This is a genomic window from Pseudomonas cremoricolorata (assembly GCF_000759535.1).
GTDB classification, from domain to species: Bacteria; Pseudomonadota; Gammaproteobacteria; order Pseudomonadales; family Pseudomonadaceae; genus Aquipseudomonas; species Aquipseudomonas cremoricolorata_A.
Window position 1 is genome coordinate 476,320 of record NZ_CP009455.1, and the last position, 13,410, is coordinate 489,729.

The 13,410-nt window shown below is 54.3% G+C and carries 15 protein-coding genes and 1 tRNA gene; 3 read left to right on the forward strand and 13 right to left on the reverse strand.

Annotation, left to right across the window (positions count from 1 at the left end):
• Positions 1 to 2: 2 nt before the first annotated feature.
• The 3 genes from LK03_RS21670 (at position 3) to LK03_RS22125 (ending at position 3,338) form a co-directional block, all read left to right on the forward strand.
• Positions 3 to 1,709 (forward strand): ATP-binding protein, encoded by a 1,707-nt coding sequence (locus LK03_RS21670; protein ID WP_081951531.1) that lies wholly within the window; start codon positions 3 to 5, stop codon positions 1,707 to 1,709.
• Positions 1,710 to 2,114: 405 nt separating this feature from the next.
• Positions 2,115 to 2,603 carry a hypothetical protein gene (locus LK03_RS21675; RefSeq protein ID WP_081951532.1) on the forward strand — a complete coding sequence of 163 codons (489 nt, stop codon included), beginning with the start codon at positions 2,115 to 2,117 and terminating at the stop codon, positions 2,601 to 2,603.
• A gap of 171 nt (positions 2,604 to 2,774) precedes the next feature.
• Entirely contained in the window at positions 2,775 to 3,338 is a 564-nt protein-coding gene (locus LK03_RS22125) for a hypothetical protein (RefSeq protein WP_156109506.1), read from the forward strand.
• A gap of 247 nt (positions 3,339 to 3,585) precedes the next feature.
• Here the strand turns inward: LK03_RS22125 and LK03_RS02165 are convergent, their stop codons facing one another.
• The 13 genes from LK03_RS02165 to LK03_RS02205 form a co-directional block, all read right to left on the reverse strand.
• Positions 3,586 to 4,440 (reverse strand): hypothetical protein, encoded by an 855-nt coding sequence (locus tag LK03_RS02165; protein ID WP_156109507.1) that lies wholly within the window; start codon positions 4,438 to 4,440, stop codon positions 3,586 to 3,588.
• A 93-nt stretch (positions 4,441 to 4,533) separates the two neighbouring features.
• Entirely contained in the window at positions 4,534 to 7,410 is a 2,877-nt protein-coding gene (locus LK03_RS02170; RefSeq protein ID WP_038410881.1) for a DUF927 domain-containing protein, read from the reverse strand.
• Positions 7,407 to 7,691: a DUF3077 domain-containing protein gene (locus LK03_RS02175; RefSeq protein WP_038410882.1), complete on the reverse strand. Its 285-nt coding sequence runs from the start codon at positions 7,689 to 7,691 to the stop codon at positions 7,407 to 7,409. Before LK03_RS02175 ends, LK03_RS02170 begins: the two co-directional genes overlap by 4 nt.
• Positions 7,688 to 7,975: a hypothetical protein gene (locus tag LK03_RS22710; RefSeq protein WP_081951533.1), complete on the reverse strand. Its 288-nt coding sequence runs from the start codon at positions 7,973 to 7,975 to the stop codon at positions 7,688 to 7,690. The genes LK03_RS02175 and LK03_RS22710 overlap by 4 nt, the downstream gene beginning before the upstream one ends.
• The gene (locus LK03_RS22275; RefSeq protein WP_167334481.1) at positions 7,972 to 8,136 is read right to left on the reverse strand and encodes a hypothetical protein; all 165 of its coding nucleotides are present in this window, start codon (positions 8,134 to 8,136) and stop codon (positions 7,972 to 7,974) included. Before LK03_RS22275 ends, LK03_RS22710 begins: the two co-directional genes overlap by 4 nt.
• A 379-nt stretch (positions 8,137 to 8,515) precedes the next feature.
• A complete protein-coding gene (locus LK03_RS22440) occupies positions 8,516 to 8,653 on the reverse strand; it encodes a hypothetical protein (RefSeq protein WP_240478641.1) in 138 nt (45 codons plus the stop codon).
• 191 nt (positions 8,654 to 8,844) lie between these two features.
• Complete coding sequence (locus LK03_RS22130; RefSeq protein ID WP_156109508.1) at positions 8,845 to 9,483, reverse strand: hypothetical protein; 639 nt, start codon at positions 9,481 to 9,483, stop codon at positions 8,845 to 8,847.
• Entirely contained in the window at positions 9,480 to 9,905 is a 426-nt protein-coding gene (locus LK03_RS22755; RefSeq protein ID WP_430962055.1) for an AlpA family phage regulatory protein, read from the reverse strand. Before LK03_RS22755 ends, LK03_RS22130 begins: the two co-directional genes overlap by 4 nt.
• A complete protein-coding gene (locus tag LK03_RS21695) occupies positions 9,812 to 10,045 on the reverse strand; it encodes a helix-turn-helix domain-containing protein (protein WP_081951536.1) in 234 nt (77 codons plus the stop codon). The genes LK03_RS22755 and LK03_RS21695 overlap by 94 nt, the downstream gene beginning before the upstream one ends.
• 83 nt (positions 10,046 to 10,128) lie before the next feature.
• Positions 10,129 to 10,998, reverse strand: coding sequence for a hypothetical protein (locus LK03_RS02190; protein ID WP_038410883.1), 870 nt, complete (start codon positions 10,996 to 10,998; stop codon positions 10,129 to 10,131).
• A gap of 314 nt (positions 10,999 to 11,312) precedes the next feature.
• Positions 11,313 to 12,641: a tyrosine-type recombinase/integrase gene (locus LK03_RS02195; protein ID WP_038410884.1), complete on the reverse strand. Its 1,329-nt coding sequence runs from the start codon at positions 12,639 to 12,641 to the stop codon at positions 11,313 to 11,315.
• A 161-nt stretch (positions 12,642 to 12,802) separates the two neighbouring features.
• Positions 12,803 to 12,878, reverse strand: a tRNA-Thr gene (locus LK03_RS02200).
• A gap of 67 nt (positions 12,879 to 12,945) precedes the next feature.
• On the reverse strand, positions 12,946 to 13,359 hold the full coding sequence (locus LK03_RS02205) for a pilin (RefSeq protein ID WP_038410885.1): 414 nt from the start codon (positions 13,357 to 13,359) through the stop codon (positions 12,946 to 12,948).
• Positions 13,360 to 13,410 lie beyond the last annotated feature (51 nt).

The following is a 13,410-nucleotide window of genomic DNA, read 5'->3' on the forward strand; positions in this document are numbered from 1 at the left end:
CAATGGCACTGGACGGAATATTGGCCAGCACCCTGAAGATTGGAGTGGTATCCAGCGTCAGCGCTCAACTCATCAAAACAAACCTTGCCCATGCGGGCGAGGTAAGCGGGCACTACCTGGGAAAAAACCGCTATGGTAAGGGTGAAGTCGGCGAATTTGTCTTGATCGAGGGCCAGCAGACAGTCCTCCTGGGGCGGATCACGGAGGTCAATCTTCCCGACCGTGATCGAACTGAAATCTCTCAAGATTTTGCAGGGACTCGTCAAATCGACGCTATTGGGTTCATTCGCCTATTGGGCTCGGTCAATCCTCACACTCTTAAGATCACAGCCGGAGTCAGCTCTTATCCTCGGCTAGGTGATCGAGTCTACTCCGCTCCTGGTGAGTTCATATCCCAAATTCCGGTACTGACTTCTGCGGGGGTAAACGCAGAAGAGCCGCGCGTCACTCTGGATCTAGGACATGTTGCAGGTGATAACGGGTTCCCAATCGCGGTCACCCCAGAGAAGCTATTTGGCCGACACTGTGCAGTTTTGGGCTCGACAGGTGGCGGCAAGAGCTGGACAACATCCAAACTGATCCAAGAATGCCGAAGATTCTCCTGCAAACTCGTATTGATCGATGCTACAGGAGAGTATCGATCGCTGAACGGGGCCGACACCGTTCATTGCCACCTAGGTGAACCTATACATCGAAGCGCAGAGTCAATCGAAGTCGCCATCCCTCCCACAAGCTTTGCAGAAACCGATTTTATTGCCTTATTTCAGCCCTCAGGAAAGACGCAAGGTCCAAAACTTAGGGAGGCGATTAAAAGCTTACGGTTAGCGGCACTTGCACCTGACCTATTTCCTAGGGGAATTGTGCGCAAGGTTAGCCAATCCAAAGACAACTACAGAGAAGCAATGAGGCGCGAAAACTACGCTAGCTTGGTCGGTAACCCCAGTCAACCATTCGAGCCTAGGCACCTTGTCCAGCAGGTTGTCCAAGAGTGCTGCTATCCAGATGCTGGCGTAGATAAAATGGATCGCTGGGGGGGTGCGAGCAACGAACTTTCGTACTGTTCATCACTCATGACCAGGATTATGAGTGTGATGAGTTCCCGCTCACTCAGCTGCGTTTTCAGCCCAGCAGCTGGCCTACCGAATCTTGTTCATAACCTTGATGCTTTTTTAGAGAGTGATAAGCGTCTGTTCAGAATTTGCCTGAGTTCCATCGGTTATGAATTTAATGCACGAGAAGTAATTGCTAATGCAATAGGACGATTGCTCCTGCAGCGTGCCAGAAGTGAAGCGTTCCGCAAGAGCCCACTGCTAGTGATTCTCGACGAAGCTCATAACTTCCTAGGTAAGACCCTCGGTAACGAGGATGACCTTCAGAATCTTGATGCATTTGAGCTGATTGCAAAAGAGGGCCGTAAGTACGGATTGAATATCTGCCTTGCAACTCAACGACCTAGGGACATTACCGAAGGTGTATTGAGCCAGATGGGCACTCTTCTAGTGCATCGTTTGACCAATGATCGAGATAGAGAAGTTGTCGAGCGTGCATGTGGGGAGATTGATCGTTCAGCGGCTGCATTCTTGCCAAACCTAAAGCAGGGTGAAGTTGCAATGGTGGGGGTAGATTTTCCGATTCCGGTGACCATTCAAATTGGTCGACCCTCTCAACCACCAATATCTGATGGCCCTAGCTTTCAAGAGCTGTGGTAATCGAGTCAGGCATTGTAGGATTCCCCGCCGTCAGCTAAGAAGCGCTGGAACCTTGGGTTGCGGAGCGCCAGCCTGAATGGTGCCAGGCTTCGTAAATGCTTCAGTAACTCGAGATCCGGCCTAAGTAAACGTCCGCTTTTGGTCGAAAGCTGCCCTCCATGAGCGGCAGCTTCCCACTCGTAGCTAAATGCACATGGTCAAAAATGGTCCTTCAAAAGACCTAGCCTGCCTCAACATGTCCTACGGTAACGCTACCGACAAGGCGTCTTACACGATTTTTGATGAAACACGTCACTGGAAGTTGATACGGGTAGCTATCAAGCCTAGGATGGGCCTGCATTTTGCTCACTGAAATACGATCTAGACCAGCCATACAGACCATTGAGTTCAGAGTAGAGCCAGCAAATGATGAAGAAGAGTCTGCCTCCATTAGTACAAGATATTCGAGATGGCAAAGTTATTTGGCAACGCCTAGAAAGCCTGAATTATGAATTGCTTGGTTATTTTTTGTCGTGCCACCTCATAATTGAGCACTACCTTGATGAGTATTTAAAAACCCAATATCCGAAACTGGACTGGAACGCATCAAGGCAGACATTTGGGCAAAAAGTAGCGCTTCTTACTACGGACAATTACCCGGAAAAATATAACTGCATCCCTGCAATAAAACACTTGAATAGCCTTCGGAACAAGCTCAGCCATAATATCGATTTCAAAATCGAAAGTATCGACTTGCTTCCACTGTCCAACTACCTAAGGAAGTGTTGCGAGCCTGAACTTGAACAACCAACCGAGCCGAAGGAAATTCTCGATCTCTTTACGTCAATGGTATGTGTTTGGTTTGCCTCTGGCATAAGCTCCACAGCCCACCAAACACGTTACACTAGGAAGTGAATGCCGCTCAGCAGCATGCTTCCGTCTATTTAGGAATAAGTTCAGCTGACTCCCGCACGCAGCTATGAGCCGAATCTGCGATGTCTGGCATATAGGTTTACCACCATAACAGTAGCTTGGCTCGGAGTTCTCAAAATCGTTTTAAAAACCTATAAATTAGGAGATTAAATATTGACCATTGCAGCGCGAATTCAGGAATGCACAGCCAAGCTCGCTTTAGGGGATGCTGAAAATGCGTTCATACAACTTGCAATTGCCATTGACGGCACAGCAAAGCTACTTTACCCAGGAAAGAAAACATCTGAGCGCTGTAAAAAATTCTTGAGTGACAGCCTTCCTTTCATTTTGTGGTCGTTAAGCAATGGAACACCGTCCAAAGCTGGCAAACTTACTATTGAAATTTCTGACTCAAACGATTCGTATAAATGGGTTGAATTTGAAGACATCGTCTATAAGATTATGCGCTGCTCTATCTTCCATGATGGAAAACTCTCGGAGGAAGTGGAATTTGTCAACGCCTCTTACATCGGTACGCTTAATGGGAAGATGCAGTTCCCTATAGCTTTGATTGGCTCTTTGCTCTTCGCAGTGATCGCTAGCCCAGTGAACGAGCGTCAACGGGTTGCTGAATCAACTTCATTCACATTTGGCAAAACAAAGGTTTCTGTAAACCACATGCTTGGAAGCCTAGAAAAAACAAAAATAGCAGTTGGTTGCGGATTTTATAAATCGTAAAAATCTACTCATAAATCCTATGCTGAACTGAATATGCTAAGACTATGCTCTACCGCCCCACTGCATCGAACCGCTTTGAATATTTAGCAAGCTAGGTCAATCCTCAAAATAGCGCCTTTGCTCCAAAACTCTACGCGCAGCTTACTAGTAGCTAAAAACTACTCTCTTAAGACATTCATATCTAAGCACCACCACTCAATTTGAGAGTGGCGCTTAGATCGATTACCAGTTTTTAATGGCTTCGCAATCAAATATCTGTCAACTGCTCGAGCCTAACAGCTTCACGCAAAGTCCTAACCTCGCAGTTGGATATGTAGCTATTAACCCTTGGGGAAAGGTTTGGAATATACATTTTGCTAAAACTATCACCATACCCAAGTAAATCCTCGGACGCTGACACATGAGCTGCCAATTTAACCAGCTCACGCGTAAGAATTTCGAAGCGATCAGACCAGTAAAATCGGGCCGCTTGAAGAGTACTGGTCTTCAGTGCTTCAAGTTCGGCTTGCTTATCCTCGATGGATTCATCCAGTTCTGTAATCTGGATGGTCAATGCAGACGCCACTGTATTAGCGCCTTTGAGAGCTTGTTTCATTATCGCTAGCGCCTGGGACGCTTTCTGCAAAAGCCCCTCGGCTTTGCGCTCAGTACCGCTATCGTCCTCCGCCATAGCCTGGGCGTAAGCCTGCGCTGCCTCATGCTCCTCATGTTCTGCCGCTTCAAATTCTCCCTCATGTTTTGCCACCAGATGCGCACGTTTGGACTCTAGCTTTTCACGTCTGTCCTGCAAAACTTTCATTTCTCCCTGTACCCTTGCCATATCTTTTTTTGCAATGCGCAAGTTTTTAGTGGCGAACTCTACGCCCTCCTCCCAATTCACAATCCTTTGGAGCGATGGGATCTCTTGAGTAAGAGTATCTATTCTTGCTTTAGCATTAGAGTAAGGGCCAATCTGGTCCCGAGGATATACAGGTCTTCCCTGCCGGCTATTAGAGAATTTTTCTTCTGCTTCGTCAGCTATCGCTTTTAGCCGGGGAAGATCTTTTTTCAAAGCTTCTAGTTCGTCTTTGTAACTTTTCAACACAGAAGAATTTTTGTTCATTTCAAACTCCAAGAATTTAATTTAATTAATTACGAGCGTAGGCGGGCCGGGCCGAGAACTAGCCATGACTCCCGATTAATATAATTTCTTTATTCAGCCGCTAAAAAGAACATTTGTATTGACAACATATACCCGCCCCTTAGGCATTCCGGGTAGCGTCACTGACTGAGCCGCCTTACCATCTCCGCTTGGCTCCAGTATTCCACGCGCGACTAGCTCTCTATTCACGTTACGCAGGTTCATTCCCTTGAATACTTCATCGCGCCAAGTTGCACCGAGAAAGTAGTAAGTCACTGAGGTGTATAGAGAATCGCCAACGCCATGATCCATCGTCCTGCGAAAGCCAAGGCGGTCGGTTGTACGTGGTGCGTGGTCATCAGTCTTTGCGGCGATTGCATCCCATCGAGTAAATCGACTCTCTCCATAGCGTTCCACCATTCCGCGCAGCCTCGTGACTATAGCGTCACCCTCTAAATTGCCCGCACCTCCGCGCTCAGCCAACCAGGCCTCCAGGCACACGCGGCCGGAGTGCAACGCTAGGCCATCAGGCCACCCTGTAACGCCCAACGCTGTGGCCAGCTCACCCGCCGCGGCTGCCAGTCCGAACCGAGTCGCGGCGCGCTGCGCCTGGCCACTAGCGCTGGCAGGCAATGCTTCGTTGGTAAAGCGTTCCAATGTGCTGCGCACCATCGCCGTGTAAGCGCGAAGTTTTGCGGGGTCACAGAGGGCCGACAGGAAAGCTAAGGCGGGCGAGCCGTAGCATTTGCTTACCCGCGCTTTGAGTGCATCCGACAGCGCGGCGGCATCGTCAAAGCCATGCAGCTCCTCAAATAACCCTAGCCCCTTGCTAGCATCCGCCGGCACTGCAAGCAGCCGCACTTCCATGCCTGCTTTCAATTCCTTGTTAGCTTCAGCCATGTGCTGCGCAAGGGTCTTTTCTCCGGTGGAAAGGAATAGCAAACGCCACTCCTGTACTTGGCGCCCGCTCATACCCCGGTCGTTGGCCCGCGCCTTGCCAGTGCCATTGCCCAGCATGTACACCGTTTCCCCAATGATCCGGGGGTCGCACATCCCGATTTCATCCAGTACCAGTAGGCCATCCGAATGCGCTGCCGCGATACTCTCCAAGGCGTTGTCCGTAGAACGCCAGGAACGCACCAGACGCGGACCACCCCAAACCGAGGCTGCCACCTGTAAGTGCGTGGTCTTGCCACCTGAGCTGTCGCCGTAGAGGTGGAAACCACCCGACTCATGCCCGAGCAGATGCAGCACCGCTCCGGCAAAAGCCACGCATACGACGAATGCAAGGCGATTATTGCCCACGCAAAGCGCGCCGATTTGCTGCTGCCATTGCTCCAATGTGCCTACATGATTAATCGGCGGAAGCTGCGCACCGGCTTCGTAGAAATGCAGGTGCTCGGCGCTGGCTCCTATCTGCTGCTCTGGCAATAAGTAAGCATCCCCGTGCCAGCCTAGTCGTGTGACCAAACGCGCACGCTTAGGGCTGTCGTACCCCTGCAAATAGCTTTGAAGATCGTTGCGTGCATTGCGAGCAGTGCGCACGGGTGTCAGTCGTAACCCCATATCTACTAGAGGTGCGAGAACTTCTTTGCCAAAGTCGCCTGCCATTGCTCTAGCTGGAATATTGAGGCGCTTGCTGGCCCCGTCGGGATCATCAAACTCGACCAACAGACCCCAGCCGTGGCCTTTTTCATCACGGGTCCGCGCCAGTATCTCCAGCCGCGAACAAACCGCGCGCGCCTCACCATCCTCACCAGTGAAGAACACCCCGTCTTTTGTGACACGGAAGCCGTTCGACTCCGGTGCAGTTGTCTTCTCAGCCCGTGGTTTGACTTGACCAGCAGTCTTACTCTGCTTCGGAGAAGCGAGGTCGGTTGCAGGTGCGAGTGCGAACAGCTCGCCGGTGCGTTGCAGCTCTGCCAGGTGCTGGGCAGTCCAGCCGTTGTATTGCGCGTCTGCCGCGTCGTCACCTTCGTGCCAATCACCGCCCGGCGCAAAAGTTGGGCGTTTACCGTCCATGCCTGGCATCTGCTCGAACGCTGACAAGGCTATCGTTTGCACTGATGCAGCTCCAAGCTTCCGCAGATAGTCCGCCAAGGCATCCATGCACGTTTTACCCGGCGCATCGTTGTCAGGCCACAGCAACACATCACGCCCGACTAATGCCGTGAAATCAGTCTTCTGCCAAGAATTTGTTCCATTAGGCCAACAAGTAGCAACGTGCTCGGGTAACAGATCCGCGGCGCCATCGGCAGCCTTCTCGCCCTCGCACAGCACCACTGGTGCCGAGGGGCGTTTAACCAGTTCATCAAGACGCAGCAACGGACGAGGCTCCGGTAAGCCCTGCCAGCGCCAGGCCAACGAATCATTGGCAGAGTGCTTGCACCAAGTAAGGGGCGCGAACGCTTTGCGCGGCGATCCGCATTCATCCGGCTTGAGGTCGAAGCGATACAGCACCATAAGTGGCTGACCAGAGCCGTTACGGTAAATCCAAACTTTGGAGGGTTTGCCGTGTTGCCGGTGCGTTTGCGGTACCTTCGACATTGCCTGCTTGGGAATGGGCAGCATAGGTACCCATTCTGGTTTCTTAGCCTGGCGAGATTGAGGCGTGGAGTTTGGATTGCTCTTTGCCTCGACATTGAGGAAGGCTGCTAACTTGTTGCATGCCTCCACATCAGTGCTGCGATCAAGGTAGCGCACCAGGTCAATCAAATCGCCGCCTTTGTCACCGGTGGCGAAGTCGCACCAAGTGGATTTAGCCAGGTTCACCTTGAGCGAACCCGAATGTTTGTCAGCTCTTGTTGGGTTGGGGGCGGTGTATTCCTTACCACCATCTATCCGCTTCCCACCGGGCAGCCAGTGCGCCAGCACGCGGTCGATCGCAGCGCACGAAGCGGCCTTGACCTGCGCAAAGGTCGGATGCCTGGCATTAGGCGTCGTCCTGCTCATGCCTGCCTACTCTCGGCAATCTGAATCCCGGCTGTGACATCGTCGACGAGTGCTTTAGCCTGCTCACCCAAGTAATGTGCAGCCCACGCCAATGCATTGTTGCTGTCACCCACACTGGCCAACTGCGTCAATGTGTTCACGCAGTTCATGAGTATGGAAGCTTGTTCCAACGCTTCCTCACCGGAGATACCGGGACATACCCGAAAGAAGGGTAAATTCGAAGAGTTGTGGTTAGAGAAGGTCGCATCACCCGCTGTGTTAACCTGTACACGCTCGTTCATTTCGTACTCCTTTCCGCGACATGGCGAGTCGAATCATCGGCATGTAGGGCTAGGGTACGAATTTGTTCCAGCGTTCCGCGCACGTCCCACAAGGCGCCCAGGATCACGCGGTTAGTCAGGCGCTGCCCTTGCTCCGTATCGAATTGATCCTCCAGCAAGCACAGCACCGCCTGTGCTCGCTCAACAGCACAAGTTATTGCGTCAATCGGGACGCCAGCAGGTGTTTGTGCAGTAACGCAAAGTAGGTCTTCGGGTTGAGAGAGGCTGAACCACGGAGTAGTCATTGAGCACCCCCGCTTGTTTCCAAGGCACGGGCACGGGCCATCGCCGCGTTGTAACGCGCTAAGCGAACAGAAAGCGACGAATCGGCGTGCAGTGCTGCGATGGCACGGGCTTTGAGAGCGGCAATATGGCGCTGAAGAGCAGACGGATCGAGGGTGTGCATGGGGTGACGCTCCTTATGTATGGAGCTGCCACGGTCCGTCGCCAAACGAATTAGGGTGGCAGCTGTGCGCAGGTTGGCGAACCGGTACATAAGGAAACCGGCAGACCCGGAGGTCTCCCACGCACAGCCGCCATAACACAGACGTGCGGGCACAAAAAAAGCGCCTGCAATCGTGATGGGGGCGCCTGTGCGCCTTATGTTGATCGGGTCGCCAAACCCGGTCGCTGAATTTGCAGCGACGAGCGGAGAGTAACGCATGAACTTTTTAAGCGCAAGCTGAGTGGTGCGAGTATGTTGCATGGTTCTTGGCCATGACATAGAGTAAGCGGGCACAATGAAAACCCTCAGACGCCCTCGGTTGCAGCCGCGGGCGTTTTCGTTAGTGGATACTAGCCGGACGACGCTCAAGCTTGAGCCAAGTGAGATTGCGGCCTTGCCTGGCCTTCTCATGCATTTGCTCCAGCGCATCGGGGTTGGCCAGCACGTTGGGCACCAACTGGACTGCGTCCTGAATCACTACGTCCTCAGGCACCTCGATAGCGAGCAGCGCCCAATCGAGGGTTGGCCAAATCAGGAGCAGAACATGCGCTCCGGACGCTTGCGCTTCGTCGCGTAGCTCTTGAAGGCGCTTTATTCGTTCGACTGATGGCGCCGCTTGGCCTAGCTCGTTTATGGCATCGAGAGCTGCTGACGGCAGGAAAATAGGTCTCATGCGGTGCAACCCCGCAGCCAGTCCGCGATTCGCTGATCCTCTGCGCATTCGCGCTCGTACTGGGCTTGTAGGATGCGGCGGCATTCTTCGGTGTTCTCGCGTACCCATTGTGCTAAGCCAACATATGTAGTGTCTTGCTGTAGGGATTGCCCTGATGGACTGGGAGTCTGCACGGTAGGCAGGTTGATACGGCGGACGTTTGGATAGTTGTGCTCGGCTGCTTTGCGCTCCCCCGTAACTTGAAGCTCTACATGGGCGCTCCACGTATCTGGGCAGTTCGCATAAACTGCGTGATCCTCAACAAACCAATAAGTCACCCACTGGCTCAACTCGCTGGAGCTCAATGCTTCTAATGAAGAGTTGGGCATGGCGAATACACCCGATCCCACAACGCATGCCGGTTGCATCCTTGTCCTATGCTCGCGCAGCACATTGGGCAATTTCGCCACAGAGGGAAGCAGCGGTAGCGCTATGCCGTCAGGATTGAAGAAGTAAGCTTTTCCTTCCTGGCCGTTCCAACTGACTCCAGCGATGGTGCGTTGCTTCCAATTGTTGCGACTCATCTGATAGAGAGAAAAACCAATTCCGTACGTGTCCAAGAAAGGGCCGGGAAAACGACTTTGATTGCTCATCATGCGCTGGCCTCCCGCACCTCAATACGAGCACATGTCCAGCGCTGTACTTCTGCCAAAACGAAACCGACTGGAGCCCCTCGAGACATGCTGTCGCTCAGCGGTACAGGGCGAGGGAAGGTCGGATCGTCCTTGAGACGCTTGTAGATCGTCGCGCGCGCCAGGCCAGTCATGGCGATGACGTCGGGAAAGCGAATCAGCGTTGTGGCAGGGTCCAATACCGTAGCTTGACCAGCCTCTTGGCGCAGCTTTCGCATTGGAGCGCTATCGCTACGTGCGACGGCAACAGCAGGCAATGAGGAGCTGTGGCCTGAGGACTTGAACGAAGGCATCACAGCTCCCCCTGAGGTGAGGCAGGAGTGTGGCGGCGATCTGTGAGCCAGGCGACCAGCTCGGCACGCTGATAACGGATACGAGCGCCGCATCGGATGAAAGGCAGAGCGTGCCGGCCAGTACTACGCCAGGTGGCCAGCGTTTTAACCGATAAGCTCAGGAGCTTGGCTGCTTGTTCAGGCGTTAGTAGGTCGGCGGGTGAAACGGTTGTTACAGTTCGATTGAGCTGCATTTGATGCCCCCAGGTTTGATGAAATCAACAGGGGCGAAGATATGGGGAGGGAGGGAAGTGAACTAGGTTCACCTCCCTATGAGTTAAGAGAGATGCAACACGCCTCCTCGGCGTAAGATCTCCCTCACGCTCTTTGATCCTAGGCCTTCTGCAACTGGCCGTTTGGCAATGATTCCTGAAATTTCGCTATGCGACCGACCAGACGACAGTAGATCCCGTCCTGCTTTGCAAATGGCTCTGTCACGCCCGGCGTTGCTCTCCTGCCTGGCGGCACCGCTCCGTTCTCCGGCTTTTCTGCCGGTTACTGCACGGCTATTCCTTACAGCTTGCTCCCCAATTCGAGTCAGCGCTTCGACAGGAATATTTGGATGCCGATAAAGCTCCGCAAAGACGAGGGAATTGCGTGCGCGGCCAAGCAAATCGGCAGCCGACTCTCGCGCCTCGATCTCAGCTACCGAGTCATCAGTCCGATAGTCGTCAATGATTGAGGCGTAAACGCTGGGATAATTAATCATCGTGTCATCAACGAACGCGCGACCGGAAGCCTCTACCACATGGTTAGCCAGTTGCCCTAGCCATGCGCGAAGAACGTTTATCGCCCGGCAGCCATAAGCCATGGCAAGGGCTGCTGCAAGTTGTGAGTCAGTGGCGCGCTTGTCCCAGGAGCCTACGTTCCGCACTGCCCAAGCGATCCCCAGTGCTGGGTACCGATGCAGGGCTTGTTCGATCATGTAAAGCTTTCGACTTACTTCTGCTGTCGCCTCAATTGCCCATTCCTCAGGGTGCCACTCCTCGCAGCTCTCGGGACGCCACATTTCGATACCAGCCGCCACCAGATCAAGCGCCTCAGTGAAGCGTTCGGCGAATTCGCCATAAAGCGGCAACCACTCCAACTCCAATTCAAGCTCGTCGAGATCGAGGTTCAGAGGACTCATTAATTTGCCAAGAGTCATAGCAGTGCGCCGTTAGCTATTTGACGATCCCCGCGCCCCAATTGTCGCAGACAAAGCCGCGCCGGGCCGTGATCGAGTGCGCGAGCGCGTCGGCAGAGCGGCCACCAGAAAGGGGGGGGCGGCTTGCGTTAGCCTAGGCGGGCGCACGGGCCGAGCCGCCTCGTTCAGATAACACCTTGGGTGTTCCCGCGTCTTCGGGTTCCGCCGTTTAGGCAAAGGTGTTCCTTGGCTACAGACCTCGTGTTCTCTGGCTTCCAGTGTTTTTGGAACACCAAGAACACCAAGAACACTGGCTTTTAATCGACTACTTGTTTTCATTGCTGATCATTCTTACCGAATGCTCCACGCACCACATTGCCTACTCCTGCCCCGATGCGAGCAAAGTCATAAGGCGTGATGTGCTTCTCTCGATTGGCATCCAGATAGTCGGCCCACCACTGAACCATGAGCCGGCGCTCTTCGATGTATTCAGCCTTATGGATGTATGCCGCCCGTACACTGTTACGCTCTTGGTGGCTCATCTGACGCTCTACCGCGTCCTTACTCCAAAGTCCCGATTCGACGAGCGCGGAACAGGCCATGGCTCTGAACCCATGCCCACAGACCTCCGTCTTGGTGTCGTAGCCCATGCGTCGAAGCGCCTTGTTCACCGTGTTCTCGCTCATGGGCTTCCAATGGTTACTATCACCCGCGAACACAAGGTCGAAGCGTCCGGTGAGCTGGCGCACCTGCTCGAGCGTGGCTAGTGCCTCGCGACTCAAAGGCACCAGATGGGGCGTGCTCATCTTGGAGCCGCGATGCGAGTTCTTCACGCCCTCAATCTGCTGGCGCTCGCCAGGGATCTCCCACATAGAGCGACCTGTGTCGATCTCTGGCCAGCGAGCAAACCGCAGCTCACTGGACCGGATGAAAACTAGGAGGGTAAGCTTGGTAGCCAGCCGGGTCAGCGGCCGACCGGTGTCACCGTCGATTCTCCGCAGCAGCTCAGGCAGCCGATCCAGTGCCAATGCGGGTCGATGGACAGTCTTGCGGGTAGCGGTTGCGCCCTGAAGGTCCACAGCCGGGTTTGTGTCGATGTGCCCGTGCTGCACAGCCATTCGCATGATGCCAGTCATGTACTGCCGTAGCCGGCCAGCGGTGTCCAAAACCTCACGCTTTTCCACCACCTTGAGCGGCGCCAGCAGGTCGCGAGTTTTCAGGCCGGACACCGGGCGCTGGCCTATGGCCGGGAGCAAGTAAGTTTCGATTCGCCGCCATACCGTCGCCGCATGACCTGGTGACCATTTCTTGGAACAGGCCTCATGCCAATCCTTGGCCAGCACTCCGAACGTGTTAGCCCTCGCATTCGCCGCTTCGACCCTCCCCTGCCTGGCGCTCTCAATCGGGTCCTTACCATGCGCCAGCAACTCCAGCGCTTCGGCTCGGCGCGCGCGTGCGGCTTTTAGTGACAGCGCTGGGTAGTTGCCGAAGGTGGCCAGCCCCTCTCTGCCATCCGGGCGTTTGAACTTCATGCGCCAGATTTTGCTGCCGTTCTTCTTAACCAACAGGAACAGGCCTTGACCATCGAACAGGGTGTAATCCTTGTCTCGCGGCTTAGCGGCCTCGCATTTGGGGTCTGATAATGGTGTAACAGTGCGAGCCATAGGTATACGCTTTTTCGTCGAACCGGCATATACCGAAACGTATACCGAAAAACGGTAGATGGCCAGAGACAAAACGAGATAGACAGAAACAACAAAGCCCGCACGAGGCGGGCTTTGTGGGATGTTTCGTAGACAGTCATAGACTTCTAGAAACTGGTCTCTGGTGCCGGAGACAGGAATCGAACCTGCGACCTTCGCGTTACGAGTGCGCTGCTCTACCGACTGAGCTACACCGGCGTGTTGCGCAACGTACCACTGCGGTGATGGTTACGCAAACCCTTGTTTCGCTTGTTGAAATGCCGCGTCAGCTGGAGGGGGTGCAGCCGTTGGGGGCGAGGTCTTCTTCGATGGTGGTGGTGCAGCTCCAGCCGGTGGGGGTGCGGGTCAGGGTGAGGGTTTTGCCGAGGACGCTGGCGGGGGCCTGGGCCAGGGTGCATTGCAGGCTGGCGGTGGCGTTGGCTGCGTTGCCGGTGGCGGTGATGGCGCAGTGGGTGGTGGTGGGCTGGCCGCCGAGGTCGGTGACGCTGGTGGTGTCCTTGCCGTCGTTGAGACGCAGTTCCAGCGGGGTTTTCAGGGCGGAGATTTCCAGCAGGGCGGCGGAGGCCTTGGAGCGGGCCTGGTGGCTGGTGTAGCTGGGAATGGCGATGGTCGCGAGTATGCCGATGATGGCGACCACGATCATCAGTTCGATCAGGGTGATGCCGCGTTGTTGTTGCATGGGATTTCCTTGTCTTGTGCGTGGGCCCATGGCGCGACGGCGCTGGCTCGG

Coding starts and splice junctions, on each gene's coding strand:
- LK03_RS21670 (WP_081951531.1), top strand. CDS start 3: ATGGCACTGGACGGAATATTGGCCAGCACCCTGAAGATTGGAGTGGTA.
- LK03_RS21675 (WP_081951532.1), top strand. CDS start 2,115: ATGATGAAGAAGAGTCTGCCTCCATTAGTACAAGATATTCGAGATGGC.
- LK03_RS02165 (WP_156109507.1), bottom strand. CDS start 4,440: ATGAACAAAAATTCTTCTGTGTTGAAAAGTTACAAAGACGAACTAGAA.
- LK03_RS02170 (WP_038410881.1), bottom strand. CDS start 7,410: ATGAGCAGGACGACGCCTAATGCCAGGCATCCGACCTTTGCGCAGGTC.
- LK03_RS02175 (WP_038410882.1), bottom strand. CDS start 7,691: ATGAACGAGCGTGTACAGGTTAACACAGCGGGTGATGCGACCTTCTCT.
- LK03_RS22710 (WP_081951533.1), bottom strand. CDS start 7,975: ATGACTACTCCGTGGTTCAGCCTCTCTCAACCCGAAGACCTACTTTGC.
- LK03_RS22275 (WP_167334481.1), bottom strand. CDS start 8,136: ATGCACACCCTCGATCCGTCTGCTCTTCAGCGCCATATTGCCGCTCTC.
- LK03_RS22130 (WP_156109508.1), bottom strand. CDS start 9,483: ATGATGAGCAATCAAAGTCGTTTTCCCGGCCCTTTCTTGGACACGTAC.
- LK03_RS22755 (WP_430962055.1), bottom strand. CDS start 9,905: ATGCGGCGCTCGTATCCGTTATCAGCGTGCCGAGCTGGTCGCCTGGCT.
- LK03_RS21695 (WP_081951536.1), bottom strand. CDS start 10,045: ATGCAGCTCAATCGAACTGTAACAACCGTTTCACCCGCCGACCTACTA.
- LK03_RS02190 (WP_038410883.1), bottom strand. CDS start 10,998: ATGACTCTTGGCAAATTAATGAGTCCTCTGAACCTCGATCTCGACGAG.
- LK03_RS02195 (WP_038410884.1), bottom strand. CDS start 12,641: ATGGCTCGCACTGTTACACCATTATCAGACCCCAAATGCGAGGCCGCT.
- LK03_RS02205 (WP_038410885.1), bottom strand. CDS start 13,359: ATGCAACAACAACGCGGCATCACCCTGATCGAACTGATGATCGTGGTC.